Genomic DNA, 23,829 nt, shown 5'->3' with positions numbered 1-23,829 from the left:
GTGGCAAACCGCCCAAGTTGATCTTCGCCACTCGGATTCCGGCACGATCTGACGACGCTTCTCCTCGCATCCCGTGCCTTGCGCGGGCTCTCGCGAGAAGGAGTGCCGGACAACATGACGAAAATGGAAGACAAGCAGCCTGACAAGCCGTTCCTGAATACGACGGAAGCGGCCGCCTGGCTCAGGCTCACCAAGAACACGCTGGAGAAAATGCGCGTGCAAGGGCGCGGGCCCGCCTACCGGAAGCACGGCCGCTACGTCCGCTATCACATCGAGGACCTCGTGGAATTCTCGCAAGCCAGCAAGCGGAGGTCGACCTCCGATGCGGGTTGATCCACGCCGCCGCTTCAGAAGGCGCGCAATCCTCGCAACCATGTGCTGCGGTATCGTCATGCTGTGCACGGGCTTTGCCGGCCGGGCGCCGCTCCTGATCTACAACGCCTCGGGCAGCGCGCCGCTCGGCTTCTACATGATCGAGCAACGCTTGCCGGTGCGGGGGGAGCTCGCGGTGCTGAGGCCGCCGCCTTCAATCGAGCTCCTGATCGTGGCGCACGAGATCGCGCCGGCGGCGGTGCCGCTGCTCAAGCGGGTGGCGGCGGTCCGGGGCGATGAGGTCTGCCGCTCAAAAGACCCGACGGACGCGATTACGATCGGCGGCAAGGTCATTGCCGAAGTTCAGGAGAAGGACCATGCGGGCCGGCCCTTGCCGTCCTGGGAGGGCTGCATGCGGCTCGTCGACGGGGAGTATTTTCTGCTGCAGCCGCATCCTCTCTCGTTCGATTCCAGATATTTCGGGCCGATCCTGCGGTGCGACATTCTCGGCGTCGCGCATCCGCTCTGGACGTGGAATCGGGACGTTTGAGTGGGGCACAGAGCGCGTTCCAACGGAGCGCGCTCCCTTCCCCTGTTCCTTCGGCCTGGCACGATCGGCGGGCATCCAGCCAAGCCAATGAGATCTCACGCCCACCAGCAGTGGGTTCGCCATCGTGGACCCGATGGACGGCAAAATGCCTTGTTCCAATTTCTGATCGTTTGTCAAAATCGAAGCGATTGAACTCGCTCGCCAAGCTTGATCGAGCGGCGAGGTTGAATCCAGACCCTCGGTACGCGCATTGGCCATCTGGTTCGGGCCGAGCTCGCGCAGTCGTTGGCGCCCGCCGGCTGTGCCTGATCCATTGCGCCCATTAGGCATTTGGTAATTGCAATCCTTGATCGGAGATTAACCTCCCCGAGAGAGACTTTGCATCCAGCCTGACCGGGAGACGTGGAAGGTGTCCTTCCAGCTGACCGTCTTGAAAGTGCTGGCCGGCCAGCCCGCCGGACGGGCCTCCGTTGCCGAGGTTCGGGACGCGGTCGAGATACTGATGAACAGCGGTAAAGACTGGACTGATCGCATGAAGCGATTGGCCGAGCATGCGCCTGACCTGAATATCTTCTCGGCCAAATTTGTGGTTCGCGATCCAGACGGTTGGGAGATTACGGAAGAGGGACGGCAATTCCTCGCCGCGCTGCAAACGGCGGTCGCTATTCGAAGGTCGCCGCTTCGCCCGGTCGACGATCCGCCAACAAGCGGGCCCACCGCAAGGAATGCGATGAGATTGTCTGATCCACCGCGCGGGCACCGTCGCGACGGGACGCGGCGTCGTCGCGGAAAAGGTCGATCCAACCGGCGCACAACGTGAAGCAGGCAGCCAGCTCTGCTGTTAGCAGAAACGCAACGTTTCTCACACAGCATCGATCTTATTTGCATTAGTTGTTGATCGACACGGACATGATCGTTCTTCCGGACAGACGAAAGTCTGTGCGCAATCCATCGCTGGACAATGCGTTGATCAGGTGTGGTGACCTGTCATTGTGCTGCGTCGTGCGCGATATCACCGAGAGCAGCGCAGCGCTCAAGGCAGACGACCCGCCATCCTCTCTTCCCGACCAATTCACGCTTATCGTTCCACCCAGCAAGACTTATTCGTGCAACGTTGTTTGGCGTGAAGGCGATTGGGTTGGCGTCGCGTTCGTTGCATGATGATCGCCTCCTGAATGCACCTGAATTGCGTGGAAAAGCCATGGCTGTATGATCTACGCCACACGTGGCCCTGCCCAATTGGCACTATCCTGCTGTGAGTTCAGCGGGACACCATGGACGACGATTTTTGCAAAGAGAGAGCGCGGACTGTGCGGGCGCTCGCCGAACAGGCTGACCCCTTCATCAAGAAGCGTCTGTTGCAGCTGGCCGATCACTACGAACGGCGCGTCGTGATTCAGCCAGATGGCGCCGATCGCGATCCGAAGCGAGGCGCAGGGCAGCGAACCACGTTTGCAGCGGAGTAAAGCCAGCTCGGGTGCCACGCGAGCCGCTCCGGTAGGCTTCTAGGGCAGGCCGCGCGCGACGGAGCGCGGCTGATTTCATCGATGCCGAAGTGGCGACGCCCGACGCAAACCCTTCCTCCGATCTTGGGCACGATCCGTCCGATCAATGCCGATTGCCGCAGCCCAGGGAGAGCGTCGCGCCTTCTTTTGCAGGGCGAGGCAACCAGACCAGATACTTCGATCCTGTCATGATGCAGCGTCTTGAAGAGCGCGCTCTGGCGGAAGTTCTGGCGATGCCGCCGGTTCATTTCCGAGAAGATGCAGCTGGCTTCCTTTGCGTTGGTTCGGCTGCGTCCGCCTTACGATCGATGCACAGGCGTCGGGTTATCTTCGGCCGATCTGGCCGTCTTCTCACGCTGTGCAGGCGGCGGTCGCCACGGTCATGTCCGTCAGTTCGGTCATGGGCTCGCCGCCAACGCAGTCACGATTGGGCTGATCAAGCCCGGGGGGCGGCAAGGGCCTCGATCGCCTTCCCGCAACGGCTGCGCCTGCTTTTTTCCCCTGCCGCGAAGCTGCGGCATTCCTCGCGAAGGACAAAAAAGCAGGCTTGTCGCCGTCCTCCGCTGGCGCTGCGGGCCTCAAAGGCTGCGGGCCGATCGCTCCCGGGCCAAGGATCGCCATCGAGGCTGCGATGGGCGCGGCCCGAGCAAAACAGACGGAGATTATCATGGCGACCATCGGCACCTTCACCGCTTCCGATAACGGCTATACAGGCTCGATCAAGACGCTGACGCTCAACATCAAGGCCAAGCTCGTCGCGTCCGAGAAGGACAACGACAAGGCTCCCGACTACCGCATCTTTGCGGGTAGCACTGAGTTCGGCGCGGCCTGGAAGAAGACCGTCCGCGACAGCGAGCGCGAATATCTCTCGGTCAAGCTCGACGATCCGAGCTTCCCGGCCCCGATCTACGCCTCGCTGGTCAAGGTCGAAGGCGATGAGGGATTCAGCCTGATCTGGTCGCGCCGCAGCGGCGACTGATCCTGACGGATCATCGGCCCCGCCTCTTCGGAGGCGGGGCTTTTTTGCTTCCTTGCGCCGCTTTGGAAAAGAGCAGAGCAGTTTCTACGTTCAGGACGGGGCTTCGCCGCCAGCCGAAATACGATCAGTCGGACGGATTCTTGCGCGACGTTCCGCGCCGATTTCCCGGAATTTCCAGATCGCTTCTGGTGCCAATTTTCGATCCCGGCGCGCGCTGTCCCGCCCGTTCGAACACCGGCCGCGCTCAGCGCGCGATTGCTCCCAGAGCCCGAGCTTTTGCTCAGCCGATTGCCGAAATCAAATTCCTCGTGTCCCTCGCACCTTCGGACCCGTGGCGATTTGGGCAAAGTAAGAGCCGACAGGGCTGAGGGCGGAGCAGAGCAGGGGCGTAAGGCAAGATAAAAGCATTGGCGCTTGATGCCGGCTAAGCTCTTGTCTGCACATCCCAGATTTGGTGGCGTCGAGGGGCGCGGTATCGCCAAACCGGGCGTATTGCGATGATGCTCCTGCTCGATTGCGTCTGCGTCTTGGCGCGCTGTCGCCGGGTCCACATATCGGCGGCGTTCTCAAGGTGGACGCGACGCCATGGACGAGATCGACGACGAATTTGAGGTGAAGCCGGGCAGGATCGGCAATCGACGAACCAGCAGGGCCACGAGCTATCTGCGGCGTGTCCGCAAGGAGGCCCAGAAGGCCGGCGCGACCTCGCGACAGGCCTCGTCATTCACGGGCGGGAGGATCGGTCGAGGTCACGCCCATGGAGCAACGGTTGCCGGCCGCGGCCGGGCGCCAGGCCAGCGGCGCGTCGTCGTCAAGGCGCGCATCGTTCGCATCAAGTCGGGCGAGACGGGCGCCGTCCGCGCGCACCTGCGTTACATTCAGCGCGACGGCGTCACGCGCGAGGGCGCGCCAGGTGAGGTGTACGATGCCGCAACCGACCGCGCCGACGCCAACGCGTTCACGGAGCGCAGCGCCGCCGACCGCCACCAGTTCCGCTTCATCGTCGCCCCTGAAGACAGCGCAGAACTGACCGACCTGAAGCCATTCGTGCGCGACCTCATGCGTCAGATGGAACGGGATCTCGGCACCAGGCTCGAGTGGGTCGCAGCTGATCATTTCAATACGGGGCATCCGCACACCCACGTGGTCCTGCGCGGCAGGGATGATCGAGGAGGTGATCTCGTCATCGCCCGCGACTACATCTCTCACGGTGCGCGCGCGCGGGCGGCAGAGCTCATCACGCGCGAGCTCGGGCCTGAGACCGCGATCGAGGCTGCTCGCAAGCTTCAACAGGACGTAGTGGCCGAACGGTTTACGCGCCTCGACCGGGCTATCGTGCGCGACGCGCCTGATGGTCATCTCGATATCGGTGCCCGGCCCGCAAAGGAACCAGCCAGGCACGCCGCGCGGACGGGGCGGCTGCGAGCGCTCGAACGGATGGGGCTCGCCGAAGAGGAAGGCCCTGGCCATTGGCGGATCGATGCCGCCCTTGAGGCAAAGCTCAGGCGCATGGGTGAGCGCGGCGACATCATCAAGACCATGCATCGCGAGCTCGATGAGGCGGGTATTGCGAGGGCGCCCGGCAACTATGCGATTTTCAATCCGGAGAGGGGCGGTCAGCGCCTGATCGGACGGATCGTCGGTGAGGGATTCTCCGATGAACTGAGCGAACGTCGTTATGTGGTGATCGACGGGGTCGATGGGCGGACGCACTATGCCGAGATTGGCGCACTGATGGTCAACGACAGTCCGCCTGTTCGGAACACCATCGTCGAACTCAGATCGCGGGTTGCCGAGCCGCGCGAACTGGACCGGACCATCGCAAAGGTCGCCGGGGCCCATCACGGTATCTACAGCGATCGCCTGCATCGGGAATTCGACCCGCGGGCTTCCGCCGAATTTGTCGCCGCCCATGTGCGGCGGTTGGAGGCAATGCGGCAGGACGGGATGGTAGGCCGGCTTGCTGATGGGAGCTGGAAGGTCGGCACGGACCATCTTGATCGGGCGCTTCGGTACGAAGCGCTGCACCGCTCGCGCAATCCCGTTCGGCTTGCGGTTCTCTCCTGGCAAAGGCTTGAGGAGTTGCCGCAGGCGGTGGGCGCGACCTGGCTCGATCGCGGGCTCGTCTCGAAGGAGTATGGGCTCGCGTCAACGGGCTTTGGCGCGGAAGTCGAAGCGGCTCTCCGTGCGAGACGGCAGTGGCTGGTCGGTCAGGGGCTCGCACGAGAGGAGGGAGGGCAGATGCGCTACGCACGGAATATGCTGCGGACGTTAGAGACGCGCGAACTGGCACGAACCGCAGCGGACATCTCTGCCCGAACCGGGCTCGAATATCGCGACGTGAAGGCCGGCGACAGCGTCAGCGGCGTGTACCGGCGGATGCTGACGCTGAACAGCGGTCGCTTTGCCTTGATCGAACGATCCCACGAGTTCACGCTGGTGCCTTGGCGACCCGTCCTGGAGCGCGTGCGCGGGCAGGTCGTCACCGGCAGTATCGGCGGTGGCGGAATTTCCTGGTCGATTGGACGGAAGCGCGGTCTGAATGTCGGATAGAGGTCAGTTTCTTGCTTTAAGCGATTGACTTGTAAAGATTATACTATTTTCACAGAAATAGTATAACTGGCTTGCCTGTTGGTTCCGTTTATTATACTATTTTTGCGAAAATAGTATAACCGAGGGAACCGCGATGGCGCCCACCCAACGGCTCGATATCTCCTACCAGACGCTCTATTCCGAACTGGTCCAGCGCAGCCTCGACGAGAGCTTCACTTCCGAATTCTCCTCGAATGGCAGGTTCGTGGCCGTCGAGGTCAAGAACAAGAAGTACTGGTACTTCGACACGCCCAAGGCCGAAGGCGGCGGCCAAGACCGACGTTACGTCGGTCCCGTGGACGATTCCGAAATCACCAAAAGGGTCGAAGCCTTCAAGGATCTGAAGGCCGATCTCAAGGGACGGCGCCGACTCGTCTCCACACTGGTCCGAGAGGCGCATCTGCCGCGTCCGCTCGCACTCGCAGGCCAGGTCGTCGAACAGCTGGCCAAGGCCGGCTTCTTTCGCATGAGGGGCGTGCTGGTCGGCACGGTTGCCTACCAATGCTACGCTGCAATCCTCGGCCGGCGTCTCGAAGCCGTTGCCATGCAAACCGGTGATGCCGACTTCGCCCAGTTTCACGAGATCTCGGTAGCCATCAAGGACTCCATCCCTCCCATCCTGCAGGTCTTGCAGGAGGTCGATCCGACGTTTCGCGAAGTCCCGAGCCAGGCGGACAACAGGGCCTCAACTCAGTTCGTGTCAAAGGAAACCCGCTTCAAGGTCGAATTTCTGACCCCCAACCAGTGGTCCGACGATCAGGCAGGCAAGCCCGTCCCGATGCCGGCATTGGGAGGAGCGGCGGCATTTCCGCTGCGGTTCCTCGACTTTCTCATCCACCAGCCCATCCGCGCGGTGCTCCTGCATGGTGCCGGCGTGCCCGTCCTCATCCCGTCACCGGAACGGTACGCCGTCCACAAACTCATTGTCGCATCCCGTCGCAAGACCGACGGCGACGTCAGCGCAAAGAGCTCGAAGGATCGCCTTCAGGCCAAATCCATCATCGAAGCCATGATCGCGAACCGCCAGCAGGCCGACCTCGCATCCGCCTTCGTGGAGGCCTGGGATCGCGGGGATCATTGGAAGGCGGCGATGCGTACCAGCATCGCAACCTACGATGACGACTTCCAGTCCTCATTGCGAATCGAGCTTGCGAAGGGTGTAACCGAAATCGGCTCCGATCCCGAAGACTACGACCTTGCACAACAGTCGGCCGACGAGAAGCCCGCGACACGGAACTGAGCTGCGGGCCAGGGGCCCGCGAACCGGCCGGGATAGTCGACCAACTTGCCACGAGCACGGTCAGCTCGCGGACAACCCGGCCATCGTCCGCCTGCCGATGATAACGATGATCCATCTGTCGCCGGTAACGCCGTGAGCGTCATGGTCATTCGGCGGATCGACATGTCGTCGTTGACCATTGCCCAGAGCGTGCTTTGGGCCAAATAGCAGAAATTTGGTCCTGTCGCTCTTTGAGACGTTGTCTCTCGTTGAACTGAGTCGTGCGGTTTCTGCCTGAACAAGAGCTGCATCGCAGATAATCGGCTTACGAGCGCGCGACGAAATCTCATTTGCGCAAACCGTTCACGCGCTGTTGAGGCGTTGGATGATGCTGGGCCGATCTTGCTGTTCGAACTCGCGGCCTGATCGTACTTGACCAACCTCGCGCTCGCTGACAGCGCGAACTTTTATTTCGATTGAAGGCTTGCCGGATTCACCGTTCTCATCGTGCCGCTCACATCGAGCGGGTGGCAGCGAATGTTTCCGGCAAAAATCTATGTTGGCCAAATCACGGTCGTATTCGGCATCGTCGCCGCATCGACCTGGGGCGCGACGCAATGGACGGCGGGAGCTCTCGGATTTCAGCACCGGCTCGGTGCGCCGTGGTTTCTTATTGCCGACTATCCGGTCTATCTGCCCTGGCGTTTGTTCGAATGGTGGTTTGCCTACGAGGCCTACGCGCCCGAGATATTCGAGGAGGGCGGCGCGATTGCGGCTGCCGGCGGCGTCGCAGGCGCGCTCTTTGCGATCGTCAATTCGGTTTGGCGCGCGCGTCAAAATCAATTGGTGACGACCTACGGTTCGGCGCGCTGGGCAAGCGCGAAGGAAATCAAGGCCGCAGGTCTGTTCGCCGGCAAAGGCGTGTTTCTCGGGCGTCTTGAGAGCAACTACCTGCGCCATGATGGGCCAGAACATGTGATGTGCTTTGCGCCCACGCGATCGGGCAAGGGCGTTGGGCTCGTGCTGCCGACGCTGTTGTCGTGGACGTCGTCTGCGGTGGTCCACGATATCAAGGGCGAGAATTGGGAGCTGACAGCAGGCTGGCGCTCGACCTTCTCGCATTGTCTGCTGTTCAATCCAACCGATCCAATGAGCGCCCGCTACAATCCTTTGCTCGAAGTTCGCAAAGGCACGGCCGAAGTCCGCGACGTCCAGAACATCGCCGACATCCTCGTCGATCCCGAGGGAGCGCTGGAACGGCGAACCCATTGGGAAAAGACCAGCCATTCGCTTCTGGTCGGCGTGATTCTCCATGTCCTTTATGCGGAGGAGAGCAAAACGCTCACCCGCGTCACCGAGATCCTGGCCGATCCTGCACAGTCCTTTGAGAAGACGCTCAGGATCATGCTGGCGACCAATCACCTTGGCAGCGAGGCCGAGCCGAAGGTGCACCCGGTTGTAGCCGCGACCGCGCGGGAACTTCTGAACAAGTCGGAGAACGAGCGCTCGGGCGTTCTGTCGACAGCAGTCAGCTTTCTTGGTCTCTACCGCGATCCCGTGGTCAGCCGAAACACAGAAACCTGCGATTGGCGCATCGCCGACCTCGTCAGTGCCGACAAGCCAGTCACACTCTATCTCGTTGTTCCACCGTCGGACATCAGCCGCACCAAGCCGCTGATCAGACTAATCCTCAACCAGATCGGCCGTCGGCTGACCGAGACCTTGAACGTCAATGCGACCGACCGCAAGCAGCGCCAACTTCTCATGATGCTCGATGAGTTTCCCGCTCTCGGCCGGCTCGACTTTTTCGAAAGTGCGCTGGCGTTCATGGCCGGTTACGGCATTCGTGCTTACCTGATCGCACAGTCGCTCAACCAGATCGCAAAGGCCTACGGCGAAAACAACGCCATTCTGGACAATTGCCATGTCCGCATTGCCTTCGCCGCCAATGACGAACGCACCGCCAAGCGGATCTCGGACGCGCTCGGCACCGCGACCGAACTGCGGGCGCAGCGCAACTACGCTGGTCATCGGCTGGCTCCCTGGCTCGGCCATGTCATGGTCAGCCGTCAGGAGACCGCGCGTCCCTTGCTGACGCCAGGCGAAGTGATGCAGCTGCCGCCCGACCAGGCCATCGTGCTGGTCTCGGGCCTTGCCCCTGTCAGGGCGACGAAGCTGCGGCACTATGAGGACGCAAACTTCGTTGGGCGGCTGCGCAAGCCGCCATCCCTGGCGAGCGATGAGTATTCCGATCGGCCGCCGGCGCGCCCTGACAATTGGAGCGGCCAGATACGCTCCGTCGACCTCCGCCTCGCCACCCTGCCGTACCGCGAGCTCATCCAGGCGGGTGCCGAGGAAGGCGGTCTGAAGCAGCAATTGGCCTTGTTCGATGAGACCGCGGTGTCCGCGAGCGACTCGCGCGGCATCGAGGAGCGGCTGCTCGATGACGAGTCCGACGTCGCCGCCGATCGCAGCCAAATGCGGCAGGCCGCGAACGCGTCCGGTGCCGTGCGCCGGGCCCACGCGGTCACGCGCGGCGACGACGACCTCCTTCCCTCGTTCTGAAGAGTCCCTCGATGAAACCGAAACTGTCGGCCTATGTCTCCGAAAGCGTGGCGCAGCGGCTTGAGCTTGCCGCCAGGCGTCCCGGTACCAACAAATCGGCCATTGTCGATGCCGCGCTGGACCGCTTTCTCAACCCCGAGAGAGATACGAGCGGCGATGCGGCGCTGATCCGAAGACTGGACCGGATGAGCAGGCAACTGGAGCGCACCGATCGGGATCTTGGCGTTCTCGCGGAGACCATTGCGCTCTTCATCCGCTACTACCTGGCCATCACGCCGCCGCTGCCTTCGCAAGACCAGGACGCCGCGCGGGCGCTGGGACGCGAGCGGTTCGAGATGTTTGTCGCCCAGGTCGGCAAACGTGTCGCCTCCGGTGGCCGGCTTGTTGCCGATGTGATGGATCGCGTCAGCGCCTCGAAGCCGGATCTTTTCATGCGGAACGTCGAGGAGGGCGCCCCGCTGGGCGCGGACCAACCTAGCGATACTGGATCCCGCTCGCACACCGCGGCGGGCGAGCCGCCGGAGCCGTCTCCGGCAAGGCGAGAGGAGGTCGACAATGTCTGACCTCCTCTCGCCAGAGACCCGCGAACGACGGCGCAGCATGCTGCGGACCGCGATGGGACCGGCTATCGCACTCGCTCTCGAAAAACCTGATGTTGTCGAGGTCATGGTCAATCCCGATGGACGGCTTTGGCTTGACCGGCACGGGACGGGGCGCGCCGATACAGGTGTAGTCCTGACGCCGCAGGAGATGGAACGGATCATCCGACTGGTTGCCAGCCACGTGCGGGCGGAAGCGAGCGGTTCGTCTCCCATCATCTCGGCGGAACTCCCCGAAACCGGCGAACGCTTCGAAGGCGTCCTGCCGCCGGTCTCGCTCGCGCCGTGCTTTGCCATCCGCAAGCCGGCGACCACCACCTTCCGCCTGTCCGACTACGTGAAGATGCAGATTGCTTCTCCGTTGATGGCCAAAGTGCTGACCGCGGCAGTCACGGAGGCGCGCAGCATCCTGATCGCCGGCGGCACCGGTTCGGGCAAGACGACACTCGCCAACGCGCTGCTTGCGGAGATTGCCGGCCTCGAGGAGAGGGTCGTCATTATCGAGGACACTCGCGAACTGCGCTGCGATGCCAGAGACGCCGTAACGCTCCGGACCAAGCCGGGTGTAGCGAGCCTTGCAGATCTTGTGCGCTCCACACTGCGCTTGCGCCCGGACCGCATCGTCGTTGGCGAGGTCAGAGGCGCCGAGGCGCTCGATATGCTGAAGGCATGGAATACTGGCCATCCCGGCGGAATCGCTACGGTGCATGCCAACTCGGCACGCGCTGCGCTCTACCGGATCGAACAGCTGATCCAGGAGGCGGTCGCCACGGTACCGCGCCGGCTGATTGCCGAGGCGATTGATCTCGTCGTCTTCATCAAGGGGCGGGGCCCCGCGCGGCGGATTGAGGCTGTCGCCGAGCTCAAGGGCCTCGATCCGTCGGGCGACTACCTGCTCGAGACCCCGCCTGGACTTCCAAACATCGCCCACCGTCCCTGAGCTTGAGGAGACTGCAATATGTCCATTCGATTGCGGCCAAACGCGCGTTCGCGCCTTCGAGGTTCCTGTGGGTTCAGCGTGTTTAGTCTGGCGGAGCTCGGTGCGGCCTCGGCCTGCCTGCTCCTCAGCGTGTCGGCGGCGCGCGCCGCCGGCTCGGGCATGCCATGGGAAGCCCCGCTCGAGCGCGTCCTTGAATCCGTGCAGGGACCGGTCGCCAAGATCGTCGCGGTCATCATCATCACCGTGACCGGCATCTCGCTCGCATTTGGCGACACGTCAGGCGGCTTTCGGCGAATGGTCCAGGTCGTGATCGGCCTCTCGATCGCCTTTGCCGCAAGCTCCTTCTTTCTCTCGTTCTTCTCATTCGGTGGCGGAGCACTGATCTGATGCGCACGGAAGGCTTTGAACTCGTGCTCCATCGCTCGCTGACCGAACCCATTCTGATCGGCGGCGCGCCGCGCGCTGCCGCCATCCTGATCGGGACGCTGTCGGCTGCGCTGGCGCTCGGCTTGCGGCTGTGGCTGGCGGGGCTCGTGCTGTGGGTCATCGGCCACGGCATCGCCGTCTGGCTCGCCAAGCGCGATCCGGCCTTCGTCGAGGTCGCCATCCGTCACACCAAGCACAAGGGGCGGCTCGCATGCTGAACTTAAGAGAATTCCGCGGCGATGCGTATCGACTGGCCGATTGGCTGCCATGGGCATGCCTGGTCGCTCCGGGCGTGATCCTCAACAAGGATGGCAGCTTCCAGCGGACGATACGCTATCGCGGACCGGATCTAGATAGCGCGACCGAGGCCGAGCTGATGAGCGTCGCGTCACGCGTCAATAACGTGCTGAAGCGCTTTGGCTCAGGCTGGGCCCTCTTCTTCGATGCCACGCGCATCGCGGCTTCCGAATATCCAAGGTCGGAGTTTCCGGACTCGGTGTCCTGGCTGGTCGATCAGGAGCGACGCGCTGCCTTTGAAGGAGTAACCGGTGTCGCCTGGGAGGATCCGTCACGTCCCGACGGGCAGCATTTCGAGAGCATGCTGCACCTGACCTTAATGTACCTGCCGCCGGCCGAGAGCGTCTCGCGGCTCGAGGGCCTGTTTCTCGAGCATCCGAGGGAGAAGGATCGCACGGCGAGGAGAGGCCGACCCATTCGCCGCGATCAGTCAATCGACGCTGACGAAGGCGGCAATCCGGCAAAAAGCGGCGTGCGCGGCGCCGATAGCGAAGGGCCGCAAGCAGGTCGAGCCGGGCAGGGCTACCGTGATCATCTCCAGAGGTTCATTCAGGAAACCGATCGGACAATCGATCTGCTTGCGTCGGTCTTGCCCGAAATCTGGCCCCTCAGCGACGCGGAGACGCTCACCTATCTGCATAGCTGCGTTTCGACGAAACGCCATCCCGTCGGTGTCCCCGAGATCCCAGCCTATCTGGATTGCTTTCTGAGCGATGAGCCCCTGACCGGCGGATTGTCGCCCGCCATCGGGCGGAGCCATCTTCGTGCGCTGACCGTGCTCGGGTTTCCGCACGTCACCTTTCCTGGGTTGCTCGATGAACTGAACCGGCTTGGCGTCGCCTACCGCTGGGCCACCCGCTTCATCCCGCTCGATCGCACGCAGGCCAACGCGACGCTGTCGCGTTACCGGCGGCAGTGGTTTGCCAAGCGGAAGTCGCTCGCAGCGATCCTGAAGGAGGTCATGTTCAATGAGCAGGCGGCGCTGCTGGACACCGATGCGAGCAACAAGGCGCTCGACGCTGACGCCGCGCTCTCCGAGCTTGGCGACGACCTGGTTGCCTTCGGTTACATCACGACGATCGTCACCGTGAGTGACGAGGAGGCGCATCAAGCGGACGAGAAGATCCGCGCAGTCGAGCGGGTGATCAATAGCCGAGGGTTCACGGCCATCCGCGAGAGCGTCAATGCGGTTGAGGCCTGGCTCGGCGGTCTGCCGGGGCAAGCCTATGCCAACATCCGCCAGCCCATCGTTCACACGCTGAACCTCGCTCATATGTGCCCGCTGTCGGCGGTGTGGGCTGGACCGGAGCGGTGCGAACACCTCGATGGGCCGCCGCTGCTCATCGCCAAGACCAGGGGCGCCACCCCATTCCGCTTATCTCTGCACGCCGGCGATGTCGGGCATACGATCGTTGTCGGTCCCACGGGCGCCGGCAAGTCCGTCCTGCTTTCGATGCTTGCCCTGCAGTTCCGGCGTTATCCCAACGCCCAACTGATCACATTTGACAAGGGCCGATCGGCACGCGCCACCACGCTGGCGCTGTCGGGCGCCTGGTATGAGCTGGGCGCCAAGGGCGGCATCGCCTTTCAGCCGCTCAAGGATGTGGCGGAGGATGGGGCGAGGGTCTGGGCGCTCGATTGGCTTTGCGGGGTGCTTGCCCATGAGGGGATAGCCGTGACGCCTGACGTAAAGGAGTCGCTGTGGTCGGCGCTGAGAAGCCTCGGTTCCGCGCCCGCCCCGCAGCGGACAATGACCGGGCTCGTTGCGCTGCTCGCCCGCGATGCGCTGCGACAGGCGCTGCAGCCTTACACGATCGAAGGACCATATGGCCGCTTCCTGGATGCGGACGCCGACCGTCTGTCCGGCGCGGACGTTCTGACCTTCGAGATGGAAGAGCTGATGGCCTTGCCAGGCCTGGTGGCACCGGTTCTGACCTATCTCTTTCATACTCTCGAGGGGCGCTTTGACGGCCGGCCCACCTTGCTGGTGCTCGATGAAGCCTGGGTGTTCCTTGACGATCCGCTGTTCTCGACCCGGATCCGCGAATGGTTGAAAACGCTCCGCAAGAAGAACGTAGCCGTCATTTTCGCCACCCAGTCGCTTGCCGATATTGCCGACAGCGCGATTGCGCCCTCGATCATCGAATCCTGTCCAAGCCGGATCTTCCTGCCGAACCCCCGAGCGCTGGAGCCGACCCAGACCGAGACGTATCGCCGTTTCGGTCTGAACGACACACAGGTGCGGCTGATCGCCGAAGCCTTTCCCAAGCGCGATTATTATCTGCAGTCGCGTGCTGGAAACCGCCTGTTCGAGTTGGGCCTTGGACCGGTCGCGCTCGCGCTTGCTGCAGCTTCCTCGCCTGAGGATCAGCAGGCCATCGACGCTGTCCTGGCCCGCACCGGGCCTCACCACTTCGCCGAGCGCTTTCTCGCCGAACGGGGCCTCCACTGGGCGGCGAACCTCATCAACACTTACGAACAAGCCCACAAGATCTGATCCTCAACCTCATCCCTGGAGACTTCCATGCTCGAAGGTACTGGCCGCTTGCTCATGGGTACAACTTCAAGAGCCATTATAACAACGATACTATCTTTCGTCATCGCGGTGAATGGCTCGCGGCGACTCGGGGCGTTCGACATCGTATTCGATCCCACGAACTACAGCCAAAATCTCCTGACGGCCGCGCGCGCGCTCGAGCAGATCAACAATCAGGTCAGGAGCCTCGAGAACCAGGCGCAGTCGCTGCTCAATCAGGGCAAGCATCTGGCGAGCCTGCCCACAAGCGTCGTCGGCCAGCTCACATCGACGATCAATCAGATGAACAGTCTGATTAGTGAGGCAAAGAACATCTCCTTCGACGTGCAGACGACACGGCAGGATTTCCAGCGGATCTATCCCCGCCAGTACGCGGCGGCCATCTCGTCCGACAAGATGGTGCAGGATGCAACGACACGCTGGGACAACAGCTACGACGGACTGAAGCAGTCGCTCACGCTGCAATCGGCCATCGTCAGTACGCTCGATCAGGACGGCCAGACGCTGCGGACGCTGATGTCGAGGTCGTCTGCTGCGGTTGGTTTGCTGCAAGCTCAACAGTCGGGTAACGAACTGCTCGCCCTGCAAATCAAGCAGTCCTTGCAGGTCCAGGCGCTCATGGCAACGCAGGCGCGCGCGGACAGTTTGCGAGCGGCCGAACAGCAGGCGTCGGCGGCTGCGGCCGGGGAGCGGTTCATCCGCTTCATCGGCGACGGCCATGCCTACACCGGCAGGTAGGTGACGGTGCCATGGCTGATCTCTCCGTTATCGACCGCTTTACCGACACCTTCTCGCGTTACATCGACTCCGGATTTGGTCTTCTGTCCGGCGACGTCTCGTTCTTGAGCTCGACGCTCATCGGAATCGACCTGACGCTCGCCGGGCTCGCCTGGAGCCTGCGCGCGGACGACCAGATCCTGGTCACGCTTGCGAAGAAGGTGCTCTATGTCGGCGCTTTCGCATTCATTATCGGCAACTTCAAGAACCTTGCCGATATTGTCTTTTCGTCGTTTTCGAGCATCGGTCTGAAGGCATCCGGCGGGAGCTTGAGCGCAGCCGACCTGGCGCGGCCGGGCTTCGTCGCTTCCGCCGGCTTTACGGCCGCTCATCCGCTTCTGGAGGAGACCAGCCAGTTCTCGGGCTTTGACGTCCTGACCAACCTGCCGACGATCCTGATCCTCTTGTTCTGCTGGATCCTGATCGTGCTCGCGTTCTTCGTGCTTTCGATCCAGCTCTTCGTCACGCTGATCGAATTCAAGCTGACGACGCTCGCAAGCTTCATCCTGGTGCCGTTCGCCCTGTGGGGCAAGACCGCATTCCTGGCGGAAAAGACGCTCGGCAACGTGGTCGCATCCGGTGTGAAGGTAATGGTGCTCGCGATCATCGTCGGCATCGGCTCGACCATCTTTGGACAGCTTGCAGGCGCGTTGACACGGCCGATCGACATCGGATCGGCCATGAGCCTGCTGCTGGCGGCGCTGTCGCTATTTGGGCTTGGGATTTTTGGTCCGGGGATTGCGGCGGGGTTGGTCTCGGGGGCGCCTCAGCTTGGTGCGGGAGCGGCGGCCGGGAGCGTGGCAGGTGCCGCGGCCGTCGCGATCGGCGGCGGAGCGGCTGCCTTGGGCGGACTTCGCATGGCTGCCGGCGGTTCAATGGCTGCCGTCCGATCTGCGGCCTCGCTTACGGGAGCGTCTTCCGCGGCGGGCACTTCAGCCCGGGCCTTGGCGGCGGATCAGCTCTCGGGTTCGAGCACTGGCGCTGCGGGCAACGGAGCGACAGTTCGGGGGGCGGGGCCCGCGACTACTTCGTCGGGACGGGGACACGCGAGGGAAGCGGCACGGGTCGCCGTTCATACCCTGAAGGAAGGTGACAAAGGCGGGCATTCGTCCGGGCCGAAGCTCGGGGAGGAATAGGATATGGCAGGTCATTCCTTTCAGCGTGTGTCCGTCCGCTATGGTGAGACGCCGGAGCCGGTCACCCCCTATCAGAAGGCAGCTCAGGTCTGGGACGAGCGGCTGGGCAGCGCGCGCGTGCAGGCCAGCAATTGGCGGCTGGCGGCGCTCGCGGCTATCGGCCTGTCAGGCCTGCTCGGGTTGACGATCTTTGCCGAGATCGCGAGGTCCGGTGTTGTCCCCTATGTGGTCGAGGTCGACCGGCTCGGCGAAGTCCGCGCGGTCGGCCCGGCGGTCGAAACCTATCAGCCGTCAGATGCGCAGATCGCGCACTTTCTCGCGCGGTTCATCGAGAACGTGCGCTCGCTGTCGATTGATCCGGTCATTGTCCGGGCGAATTGGCTGCGCGCCTACGATTTCGTCACCGATCGCGGCGCGCAGGCGTTGAACGACTACGCGCGGGAGACCGACCCCTTCACGAAGATCGGATCGAAGACAGTGACAGCCGAAGTCACATCCGTGGTGCGCGCATCCAGCGACAGCTTCGAGATCCGCTGGAAGGAGAACACCTACGAGAACGGCTCGGTCGCAAAGACAGAGCGTTTCACCGGTCTCCTTACCACGGTTCTGAAACCGCCTACGGAGGCCGAAACGCTGCGGAAGAATCCTCTCGGCCTCTATGTCCATTCCCTCAACTGGTCGCGCGACCTCATTGGAGACGCCAAATGAATTCCAAAGCTCTTACCAAGCTCGCGTCGGCCAGCGTTCTCGCCTCGTCGCTTGCGCTTGGCGGATGCGCCACCAAGCTCAATCTCGAAGCGCCCTATGATGAGATGACATTTGAGAAGGCACTTCCCGAGGCCGACCCGCCGGCGCCGGTACAGGTCGTCGAGACGCCCAAGGTCCTGCCGTTGCCGGGCCAGTTGAAGCCCTTTCCGACAAAGGGCGCCAAGGAGGAAAAACTGCCGCCGGAGCAGGCGATCGCCAAGGCGAACAAGGCGGCGCGGATGGAGCCGACGCGCGCCGGCTATATCAACGCCATTCAAGTGTATCCCTGGACGGAAGGCGCGCTCTACCGGCTCTATGCAAGCCCGGAGAAGGTCTCGACCATTGCGCTGCAGCCTGGCGAAGAACTGATCGATGTCTCCACCGGCGACACTGTTCGCTGGGTGGTTGGCGATACCTTGAGCGGGCAGGGCAGCGCGCGGCGTGTGCACATTTTGGTCAAGCCGACACTTCCGGACATCCAGACCAATCTCGTGGTCTTGACTGACCGGCGGGCCTATCATCTTGAACTGGTCTCGACCAAGCAGACCTATATGGCGTCCATCTCCTGGACCTACCCGACGGACACCCTTGTTGCGCTCCACAAGCAGAATGCAGCCGCCCAGCAAAACGAGGAGCGGATCGCCGATCGGGGCGTTCGGCTCGACAGCCTGAACTTCCGCTATCGCATCGAAGGAGACGATCCGCCGTGGCGGCCGGTGCGAGCATTTGACGATGGTCGCAAGGTCTACATCCAGATGCCATCCGGCCTGTCGCAGGGGGAGGCGCCGCCCTTGTTCGTCGCCGGCGCCGATGGCCGGCCGAACCTCGTCAACTACCGTGTCCGCGGCTCTTATTACATCGTCGATCGGATGTTCGGCGCAGCCGAGCTTCGCCTTGGCGAAAATCCGCAGCGCATCGTCCGGATCATACGTATCGACGCGCGGCCGGTGTCGCAGGCCTTCAGCTCAGGGAGCGCCTCGTGACGAACCTGGATCAGGATCCCGAGCCGCTGGAGCTGCGGGCGCGGCCGCGGCCGGTTCGGCGCCTCAACAGGCGCGCCCTCATGATCGGGTGCGCGGTCGCCGCGCTGTTCGTTGCCGGAGCGACGCTCGTGGCGCTCCGGCCGCATTCCTCCAAGCAGGCGGAGCGGACAGAGCTTTACAATACCGACCGCAAGCAGACCGCCGAAGGCTTGAGCAAGCTGCCTAAGTCCTATGAGGAGTTGCCGCCATCGACGCCGCGACTTGGACCGCCGTCGCCTGGGGACATTGGGCGAGCCTTTGCCGAGAACGAGAAGAAGGTCGGTGCGGCATCGGACACGGGTTTCCGGACCAACCCTGAGGAAGATGCCGAACGGGCCGAACGGATCCGCCAAGCGCGGATCAGTCAGCAGGCAAAGGAGTCGAGCTTGTTCGTCCGCCTGTCGGAGAAGCAGGACAAGCGCAAGCAGGCAAGTCCGATCGAAGCGTCGGCTGCTGCCCCATCCGCATTTCGGCCTGCAACGCCCGATACGGGGCCGTCGGCTGCGGAACTCGCGAAGACTGCGCAGGCGATGATCGACCGCTCCGGCGAGATCATTCCCTCGTCGCAAGCGCGCAAGCTGGCCTTCGTGGGAGCGAAAGCCGACACGGAAACCACCAATCCCCATGCGCTCAAACCGGCACCCTCCACCTACGCCGTGATGGCCGGGTCGATCATTCCGGCGAGCCTCGTCACCGGGCTGAATTCGGACCTGCCTGGGGCGACTATCGGCCAGGTCACCGAAAACGTCTACGACACGGTCACCGGCGCGCATCTTCTGATCCCGCAGGGGACGCGGCTCGTGGGCAAATACGATAGCGTCGTGGCCTTTGGCCAGAAACGGGCGTTGGTCGTCTGGACGAGACTTATCCTGCCGAATGGCAATTCAGTCGTGATCGAGAACCTTCCGGCAACCGACGTCGCTGGCTACGCAGGTCTCGAAGACGAGGTGGATTTCCACACCTGGCAGTTGCTCAAGGGCGTCGCGCTCGCGACCCTGATTGGGGTGGGGACCCAACTCTCTATCGGCAACGACGAGAGCGATCTCGTCAAGGCGCTGCGGGAAAGCACGCAACAAACGACCAATCGTGCGGGGCAGCGCCTGGTGGAGCGTGAGCTCGACGTGCAGCCAACGATCACGGTGCGGCCGGGATGGCCGCTGCGGGTGATTGTTTCGAAGGATCTTGTGCTGAAGCCGTATCAGGATGTTGAGGCAGTAGCGAAGGGCAGGTGAGGGATGAAGCTTGCGAAGCTGCCTGATCGAACACCCGTAAGGATGAATCTTGTGCTGGCACCGAGCTTAGCGAAGCGGCTGCGGGAGTATGCTGATTTTTATGCGGAGACTTACGGCAGCAAGGAGGAGGTTGCCGAACTGATCCCGTTCATATTGGAGGCATTTCTCGATAGTGACGCGGATTACAAATCGAAACAAAAGGATGACAAGCGTAAAAAATCGAGCCGATTGGGTAGCTTGCAGGGCTTGCGTGAACCGGCGAACGACCCGGGTCTATAGCTTTAGGTCGTCCCTGCGAGAGTGGTCAGAGCTGAGGCTCCGCCGGAGCCCACGTCTCCGCTTGATCCAACCCATGCTGATTCGTCACCTCCACGCAGTTGTTGTAGTCGAGTCGGACCCGTAGCTAACGCGCAAAGGCCCGGCAACGATGCCGGGCCATTTCTTTCTCTTGAGCGCTGAACGGTCGGGCTCAGAAGTCCATGCCACCCATCCCGCCGCCTGGGGGCATCGCGGGACCGGCGGCGGCCTTCTTCGGCAGCTCGGCGACCATCGCTTCCGTGGTGATCAGCAGCGCTGCAACCGAGGCAGCGTTCTGGATCGCAGTGCGCACGACCTTGGTCGGATCGATGATGCCCTTGCTGACGAGATTGACATACTCGCCGGTCTGACTGTCGAAGCCAAACGGGTACTGGTCCTTCTCCAGGATCTTGCCAACAATGACGGAACCATCCTCGCCCGCGTTGATCGCGATCTGGCGGGCCGGAGCCGACAGCGCCTTGCGCACGATCTCGACGCCAGTCTTCTGGTCGTCGTTCTTGGTGCGGATGCCCTTGAGGTGCTCGGAGGCCCGGAGCAGGGCGACGCCGCCGCCCGGCAGGATGCCTTCCTCGACAGCCGCGCGGGTCGCGTGCATCGCGTCATCCACGCGATCCTTGCGCTCCTTCACCTCGACTTCGGTCGCGCCGCCGACGCGGATCACCGCGACACCGCCCGCGAGCTTGGCCAGACGCTCCTGCAGCTTCTCACGGTCGTAGTCCGAGGTGGTCTCCTCGATCTGCGCCTTGATCTGGGCAATGCGGGCGTCGATGTCGGCCTTCTTGCCGGCGCCGTTGACGATCGTGGTGTTTTCCTTGTCGATCATCACCTTCTTGGCACGGCCGAGCATCTGCAGCGTGACGTTCTCGAGCTTGATGCCGAGGTCTTCCGAGATGGCCTGGCCGCCGGTCAGGATCGCGATGTCCTGCAGCATGGCCTTGCGGCGATCGCCGAAGCCCGGAGCCTTGACGGCCGCGACCTTCAGGCCGCCACGCAGGCGGTTGACGACCAGGGTGGCCAGCGCCTCGCCTTCGACGTCCTCGGCGACGATGACCAGAGGCTTGCCGGTCTGCACCACGGCCTCGAGCAGCGGCAGCAGTTCGTTCAGCGAGGAGAGCTTCTTCTCGTATATCAAGATGTAGGCGTCGTCCATCTCGGCGCGCATCTTGTCGGCGTTGGTGACGAAGTAGGGCGAGATGTAACCGCGGTCGAACTGCATGCCCTCGACGACGTCGAGCTCGGTCTCGAGCGACTTGGCTTCCTCGACCGTGATCACGCCCTCGTTGCCGACCCTCTTCATGGCGTCGGCGAGGAACTTGCCGATCTCGGCATCGCCGTTGGCCGAAATGGTGCCGACCTGCGCGATCTCCTCGTTCGAGGTCACTTTCTTGGAGTTCTTTTCCAGATCCGCGACAACGGCGTCGACCGCGAGATCGATACCGCGCTTTAGATCCATCGGGTTCATGCCGGCGGCAACCGATTTGGCGCCTTCACGGACGATCGCGGCAGCCAGTACGGTCGCGGTGGTGGTGCCGTCGCCGGCAGCATCCGCCGCCTTCGACGCCACTTCGCGCACCATCTGGGCGCCCATGTTCTCGAACTTGTCCTCGAGCTCGATCTCCTTGGCGACGGCAACGCCGTCCTTGGTGATGCGGGGAGCGCCGAACGACTTCTCAAGCACCACGTTGCGGCCCTTCGGACCGAGGGTGACCTTCACCGCATTGGCAAGGATGTCTACGCCACGCAGCATGCGATCGCGGGCATCGACACCTAGTTTGACCTCTTTAGCTGACATGTTTGTCCTCCCTGAATTGAAATTCGTCTCTCACCTGCGAGGCAGCATCGACAGGTGCTCCTCAGGGGTGAGCGCTTGCGGCGGTCAGCGTTAGGCCGCCTTCCTGGAGCCGGAAACGTCGGTGAGAACGCCCATGATGTCGCTCTCCTTCATGATCAGAAGCTCCTGGCCGTCGATCTTGACCTCGGTGCCGGACCACTTGCCGAACAGGACCCGATCGCCTACCGTGAGGTCGATCGGGATCAGCTTGCCAGCTTCGTCGCGACCACCGGGGCCGACGGCGATCACTTCGCCCTGGGAGGGCTTTTCCTTGGCAGTATCCGGAATGATGATGCCGCCAGCGGTCTTCTCTTCGGCGTCGATGCGCTTGACCACGATGCGGTCGTGAAGCGGACGGAATTTCATGCGATCCTCCTTGGCTTTTGTGATTATTGCTGGATTGGCAGTCGCAATGAGCGAGTGCTCACCGCTCCTCACATAAGTCCGTGACACTCCGGCGCAAGGGCTTCGACCCATGTCGCCTGTTGGCCCTTGGTGTCGAACCGCGCCCCTCACTTTGACTACGGCTCTTTTGGGGAGATCGGAGGTGACTGCGGGCATACTAGATCGACGCAAATGACCCGACGCGGAAGTACGTCCTAGTCCAGCGCCTGCCCAATATGCTTTGATGCGCGGGTTAGGACTGAGATACATGGGTGGCTGATGTACATGTTCATTCGAAAGTACACCAACGTTCGTTCGGTTGCGGACGCTGCTCGCCGCGCCAAAAGCGGCATCGGTCAGATCCTAAGAGAATCGCACGGATTCAGATCTTATTACGTATTGGATGGGGGCGATGGCGTCGGTATCGCTGTGATGATATTCGATGACCGCGAAAGCGCTAATGCTGCGAACGATAAAGTGCTGGATTTCGTTCAAGCAAGCCTGCATGACCTTAATCTTGGAGACCCCGAAATCATCGCTGGGGAAGTTTTGGTGAAAATAGAATCTGATGCGTAGTCTTCCGCGCGTCGGTTGCCGCGGGAGAACCAGACTTCTCTGTGTGCGGGCTCTATCGCCGCCTGTAACCCGAAGGCGATAGTCGGCAGGCCGATTGGGATCGCGGCAGGCGGCGGTCGGCCGCATGCGAACGTCTGCGGCAGTCCGGGACACCTTCACTTATTCCAGCGGTCATCCAACTGGGGGCGTCCTATCCAGGCCCTGTTCAGGCACCGGGTTGTCCAGCCAAGCTGCGACTTCCCCTGTAGTCGCGCCTGAGCTTCCTGGTAGGGGCCGACGTAGCGAAGCTGGGTCGGTATTTTGGGATAGATGCGTCGTATCCGCGCAACGGCACGCTCTGCAGCCTTCCTGTCGCGTGCGTCAAAGGCAAATCCGAAGCCGGTGCGCAATCGGTCCGGCAGCAGCTCGGCACTCAGGGTTTGATACCAGCGCGGCGACCGCAACCACGGTCGTCCACCGGCGAAGATCTGTCGAGCTATCTCGCGCGCGGCGGTGCTGACCGACAATGTATCCGATTGCATCGTCGCCGCGGTGTAGGCCGCGAATGAATCCCAATCCGCCGGCAAGTCGCTCGGAGTCAACCCGAACAACGCCCCAAACAGCCGGCTTTCGGCCCAATAGTGCTCGCGCTCTTCGACCGAGAGCGGAGGCAGGATCAGGTCGTGGACGGCCAGAGCGGTGTCGACAAGGGTCGCGTGAACCCAGCGCAATGCTGCGGCCTCGTTGGCGCGGTACGGCGAGCCGCTCTCGAATGGACCAATTGCTTCGGGCAGGCGGCCGACGATCATGGTATGGCGGCGGTGCAGTTGCCGGGCAGCGGTAAGGGACGCATCGAGCGAGCCGAACACCATCGTAAACACCACGTCAAAGGTTCGATGGAAGCGACCGATCGGATCCGCGAAGGTCCGCGAGTGCTCGGCGACCGCGGCGGCGACCCAGGGATGCGCCAGCTGAAGCAGCAAGGCACGACCAGCACCCAAAAAGGTGATGGCTTCTCGGTCGATCCGCCAGGTCATCGAGCCTGGACCAAAAATGCCCTCGACCGGTCCGGCGGCCCGAGCCCGGACGAAATCAAGAGCGAGCTCGAGATCGCTTTCGGAAACCAAATGCGCACCTCCCGAACCAGACGGGGGTATTCCACTGGTCTGTGCAGTCTATCGCAATTCGGCAAGCCAAAGCTCGCCTAGTCGCATGATGTCTACCCGGGCGGAATACGCCGGCCTGATTTGGTCGTGTCCCATGCGGGTAAGCCGAGTGCCGCGGCTGCTGCGACGCCGTTTGCTGAA

General features: G+C 62.6%; 24 protein-coding genes. 20 read left to right on the top strand and 4 right to left on the bottom strand.

Annotated elements, in window-relative coordinates:
• Nucleotides 1–114 precede the first annotated feature (114 nt).
• The 4 genes from XH93_RS25740 to XH93_RS43130 all read left to right on the top strand — a co-directional run bounded on the left by XH93_RS25740 (nucleotide 115) and on the right by XH93_RS43130 (nucleotide 2,023).
• Nucleotides 115–333: a helix-turn-helix domain-containing protein gene (locus XH93_RS25740; protein ID WP_194469629.1), complete on the top strand. Its 219-nt coding sequence runs from the start codon at nucleotides 115–117 to the stop codon at nucleotides 331–333.
• A gap of 58 nt (nucleotides 334–391) precedes the next feature.
• Nucleotides 392–862, top strand: coding sequence for a S26 family signal peptidase (locus tag XH93_RS25735; RefSeq protein ID WP_194469628.1), 471 nt, complete (start codon nucleotides 392–394; stop codon nucleotides 860–862).
• Between the two features lie 409 nt (nucleotides 863–1,271).
• Nucleotides 1,272–1,682, top strand: a complete 411-nt coding sequence (locus XH93_RS25730) for a hypothetical protein (protein WP_194469627.1) — start codon at nucleotides 1,272–1,274, stop codon at nucleotides 1,680–1,682.
• An 89-nt stretch (nucleotides 1,683–1,771) separates the two neighbouring features.
• Entirely contained in the window at nucleotides 1,772–2,023 is a 252-nt protein-coding gene (locus XH93_RS43130; RefSeq protein ID WP_371814790.1) for a PilZ domain-containing protein, read from the top strand.
• A gap of 53 nt (nucleotides 2,024–2,076) precedes the next feature.
• On the opposite strand, the gene XH93_RS25725 is transcribed toward XH93_RS43130, so the two are convergent.
• A complete protein-coding gene (locus XH93_RS25725) occupies nucleotides 2,077–2,346 on the bottom strand; it encodes a hypothetical protein (protein ID WP_194469626.1) in 270 nt (89 codons plus the stop codon).
• A 688-nt stretch (nucleotides 2,347–3,034) separates the two neighbouring features.
• Between XH93_RS25725 and XH93_RS25720 the strand changes: the two genes are divergently transcribed.
• The 15 genes from XH93_RS25720 (at nucleotide 3,035) to XH93_RS25650 (ending at nucleotide 19,713) form a co-directional block, all read left to right on the top strand.
• Nucleotides 3,035–3,346, top strand: a complete 312-nt coding sequence (locus XH93_RS25720; protein ID WP_194469625.1) for a DUF736 domain-containing protein — start codon at nucleotides 3,035–3,037, stop codon at nucleotides 3,344–3,346.
• Nucleotides 3,347–3,931: 585 nt separating this feature from the next.
• Nucleotides 3,932–5,899 (top strand): relaxase/mobilization nuclease RlxS, encoded by a 1,968-nt coding sequence (gene rlxS, locus XH93_RS25715; RefSeq protein WP_194469624.1) that lies wholly within the window; start codon nucleotides 3,932–3,934, stop codon nucleotides 5,897–5,899.
• A gap of 133 nt (nucleotides 5,900–6,032) precedes the next feature.
• Entirely contained in the window at nucleotides 6,033–7,178 is a 1,146-nt protein-coding gene (locus XH93_RS25710; RefSeq protein ID WP_194469623.1) for a GSU2403 family nucleotidyltransferase fold protein, read from the top strand.
• A 516-nt stretch (nucleotides 7,179–7,694) separates the two neighbouring features.
• On the top strand, nucleotides 7,695–9,722 hold the full coding sequence (locus tag XH93_RS25705; RefSeq protein ID WP_194469622.1) for a conjugal transfer protein TraG: 2,028 nt from the start codon (nucleotides 7,695–7,697) through the stop codon (nucleotides 9,720–9,722).
• A gap of 11 nt (nucleotides 9,723–9,733) precedes the next feature.
• Nucleotides 9,734–10,285, top strand: coding sequence for a CopG family transcriptional regulator (locus XH93_RS25700; protein WP_194469621.1), 552 nt, complete (start codon nucleotides 9,734–9,736; stop codon nucleotides 10,283–10,285).
• Nucleotides 10,278–11,261 carry a P-type conjugative transfer ATPase TrbB gene (trbB, locus tag XH93_RS25695; RefSeq protein ID WP_194469620.1) on the top strand — a complete coding sequence of 328 codons (984 nt, stop codon included), beginning with the start codon at nucleotides 10,278–10,280 and terminating at the stop codon, nucleotides 11,259–11,261. Before XH93_RS25700 ends, trbB begins: the two co-directional genes overlap by 8 nt.
• Before the next feature lie 87 nt (nucleotides 11,262–11,348).
• A complete protein-coding gene (locus XH93_RS25690; RefSeq protein WP_246799736.1) occupies nucleotides 11,349–11,648 on the top strand; it encodes a TrbC/VirB2 family protein in 300 nt (99 codons plus the stop codon).
• Nucleotides 11,648–11,905 carry a VirB3 family type IV secretion system protein gene (locus XH93_RS25685; RefSeq protein ID WP_194469618.1) on the top strand — a complete coding sequence of 86 codons (258 nt, stop codon included), beginning with the start codon at nucleotides 11,648–11,650 and terminating at the stop codon, nucleotides 11,903–11,905. The genes XH93_RS25690 and XH93_RS25685 overlap by 1 nt, the downstream gene beginning before the upstream one ends.
• Nucleotides 11,899–14,481 carry a conjugal transfer protein TrbE gene (gene trbE, locus XH93_RS25680; protein ID WP_194469617.1) on the top strand — a complete coding sequence of 861 codons (2,583 nt, stop codon included), beginning with the start codon at nucleotides 11,899–11,901 and terminating at the stop codon, nucleotides 14,479–14,481. The genes XH93_RS25685 and trbE overlap by 7 nt, the downstream gene beginning before the upstream one ends.
• Before the next feature lie 27 nt (nucleotides 14,482–14,508).
• Entirely contained in the window at nucleotides 14,509–15,258 is a 750-nt protein-coding gene (trbJ, locus tag XH93_RS25675; RefSeq protein WP_194469616.1) for a P-type conjugative transfer protein TrbJ, read from the top strand.
• Nucleotides 15,259–15,269: 11 nt separating this feature from the next.
• A complete protein-coding gene (gene trbL / locus XH93_RS25670; protein ID WP_194469615.1) occupies nucleotides 15,270–16,433 on the top strand; it encodes a P-type conjugative transfer protein TrbL in 1,164 nt (387 codons plus the stop codon).
• A gap of 3 nt (nucleotides 16,434–16,436) precedes the next feature.
• On the top strand, nucleotides 16,437–17,141 hold the full coding sequence (trbF, locus tag XH93_RS25665; protein WP_194469614.1) for a conjugal transfer protein TrbF: 705 nt from the start codon (nucleotides 16,437–16,439) through the stop codon (nucleotides 17,139–17,141).
• Nucleotides 17,138–18,163 carry a P-type conjugative transfer protein TrbG gene (gene trbG / locus XH93_RS25660; RefSeq protein WP_194469613.1) on the top strand — a complete coding sequence of 342 codons (1,026 nt, stop codon included), beginning with the start codon at nucleotides 17,138–17,140 and terminating at the stop codon, nucleotides 18,161–18,163. The genes trbF and trbG overlap by 4 nt, the downstream gene beginning before the upstream one ends.
• Complete coding sequence (locus XH93_RS42445) at nucleotides 18,160–19,434, top strand: TrbI/VirB10 family protein (RefSeq protein ID WP_194469612.1); 1,275 nt, start codon at nucleotides 18,160–18,162, stop codon at nucleotides 19,432–19,434. Before trbG ends, XH93_RS42445 begins: the two co-directional genes overlap by 4 nt.
• 3 nt (nucleotides 19,435–19,437) lie before the next feature.
• A complete protein-coding gene (locus XH93_RS25650) occupies nucleotides 19,438–19,713 on the top strand; it encodes a DUF2274 domain-containing protein (protein ID WP_194469611.1) in 276 nt (91 codons plus the stop codon).
• A gap of 190 nt (nucleotides 19,714–19,903) precedes the next feature.
• Here XH93_RS25650 and groL read toward each other — a convergent pair whose 3' ends face one another.
• On the bottom strand, nucleotides 19,904–21,544 hold the full coding sequence (groL, locus tag XH93_RS25645) for a chaperonin GroEL (protein ID WP_194469610.1): 1,641 nt from the start codon (nucleotides 21,542–21,544) through the stop codon (nucleotides 19,904–19,906).
• 90 nt (nucleotides 21,545–21,634) lie between these two features.
• Nucleotides 21,635–21,949 (bottom strand): co-chaperone GroES, encoded by a 315-nt coding sequence (locus tag XH93_RS25640; protein WP_194469609.1) that lies wholly within the window; start codon nucleotides 21,947–21,949, stop codon nucleotides 21,635–21,637.
• A gap of 297 nt (nucleotides 21,950–22,246) precedes the next feature.
• On the opposite strand from XH93_RS25640, the gene XH93_RS25635 reads away from it, so the two are divergent.
• Entirely contained in the window at nucleotides 22,247–22,543 is a 297-nt protein-coding gene (locus XH93_RS25635) for a hypothetical protein (RefSeq protein ID WP_194469608.1), read from the top strand.
• Between the two features lie 155 nt (nucleotides 22,544–22,698).
• Here the strand turns inward: XH93_RS25635 and XH93_RS25630 are convergent, their stop codons facing one another.
• Entirely contained in the window at nucleotides 22,699–23,649 is a 951-nt protein-coding gene (locus XH93_RS25630) for an oxygenase MpaB family protein (protein ID WP_194469607.1), read from the bottom strand.
• Between the last annotated feature and the right edge of the window lie 180 nt (nucleotides 23,650–23,829).

Origin of the sequence: Bradyrhizobium sp. CCBAU 51753 (assembly GCF_015291565.1) — a bacterium.
Taxonomy (GTDB): Bacteria; Pseudomonadota; Alphaproteobacteria; order Rhizobiales; family Xanthobacteraceae; genus Bradyrhizobium; species Bradyrhizobium ivorense.
The sequence above is the reverse complement of the archived record's forward strand: the minus strand, read 5'-3'. Positions and strand labels throughout refer to the sequence as shown.

Bases quoted from the DNA above. Each gene is read 5' to 3' on its own strand.
- XH93_RS25685 (WP_194469618.1), top strand. From the start codon at position 11,648: ATGCGCACGGAAGGCTTTGAACTCGTGCTCCATCGCTCGCTGACCGAA.
- trbG (WP_194469613.1), top strand. From the start codon at position 17,138: ATGAATTCCAAAGCTCTTACCAAGCTCGCGTCGGCCAGCGTTCTCGCC.
- XH93_RS25740 (WP_194469629.1), top strand. From the start codon at position 115: ATGACGAAAATGGAAGACAAGCAGCCTGACAAGCCGTTCCTGAATACG.
- XH93_RS25720 (WP_194469625.1), top strand. From the start codon at position 3,035: ATGGCGACCATCGGCACCTTCACCGCTTCCGATAACGGCTATACAGGC.
- XH93_RS25705 (WP_194469622.1), top strand. From the start codon at position 7,695: ATGTTTCCGGCAAAAATCTATGTTGGCCAAATCACGGTCGTATTCGGC.
- trbJ (WP_194469616.1), top strand. From the start codon at position 14,509: ATGCTCGAAGGTACTGGCCGCTTGCTCATGGGTACAACTTCAAGAGCC.
- trbF (WP_194469614.1), top strand. From the start codon at position 16,437: ATGGCAGGTCATTCCTTTCAGCGTGTGTCCGTCCGCTATGGTGAGACG.
- XH93_RS25710 (WP_194469623.1), top strand. From the start codon at position 6,033: ATGGCGCCCACCCAACGGCTCGATATCTCCTACCAGACGCTCTATTCC.
- XH93_RS25635 (WP_194469608.1), top strand. From the start codon at position 22,247: ATGTACATGTTCATTCGAAAGTACACCAACGTTCGTTCGGTTGCGGAC.
- XH93_RS43130 (WP_371814790.1), top strand. From the start codon at position 1,772: ATGATCGTTCTTCCGGACAGACGAAAGTCTGTGCGCAATCCATCGCTG.
- trbL (WP_194469615.1), top strand. From the start codon at position 15,270: ATGGCTGATCTCTCCGTTATCGACCGCTTTACCGACACCTTCTCGCGT.
- trbB (WP_194469620.1), top strand. From the start codon at position 10,278: ATGTCTGACCTCCTCTCGCCAGAGACCCGCGAACGACGGCGCAGCATG.
- XH93_RS25735 (WP_194469628.1), top strand. From the start codon at position 392: ATGCTGTGCACGGGCTTTGCCGGCCGGGCGCCGCTCCTGATCTACAAC.
- groL (WP_194469610.1), bottom strand. From the start codon at position 21,544: ATGTCAGCTAAAGAGGTCAAACTAGGTGTCGATGCCCGCGATCGCATG.
- XH93_RS25700 (WP_194469621.1), top strand. From the start codon at position 9,734: ATGAAACCGAAACTGTCGGCCTATGTCTCCGAAAGCGTGGCGCAGCGG.
- XH93_RS25640 (WP_194469609.1), bottom strand. From the start codon at position 21,949: ATGAAATTCCGTCCGCTTCACGACCGCATCGTGGTCAAGCGCATCGAC.
- rlxS (WP_194469624.1), top strand. From the start codon at position 3,932: ATGGACGAGATCGACGACGAATTTGAGGTGAAGCCGGGCAGGATCGGC.
- trbE (WP_194469617.1), top strand. From the start codon at position 11,899: ATGCTGAACTTAAGAGAATTCCGCGGCGATGCGTATCGACTGGCCGAT.
- XH93_RS25650 (WP_194469611.1), top strand. From the start codon at position 19,438: ATGAAGCTTGCGAAGCTGCCTGATCGAACACCCGTAAGGATGAATCTT.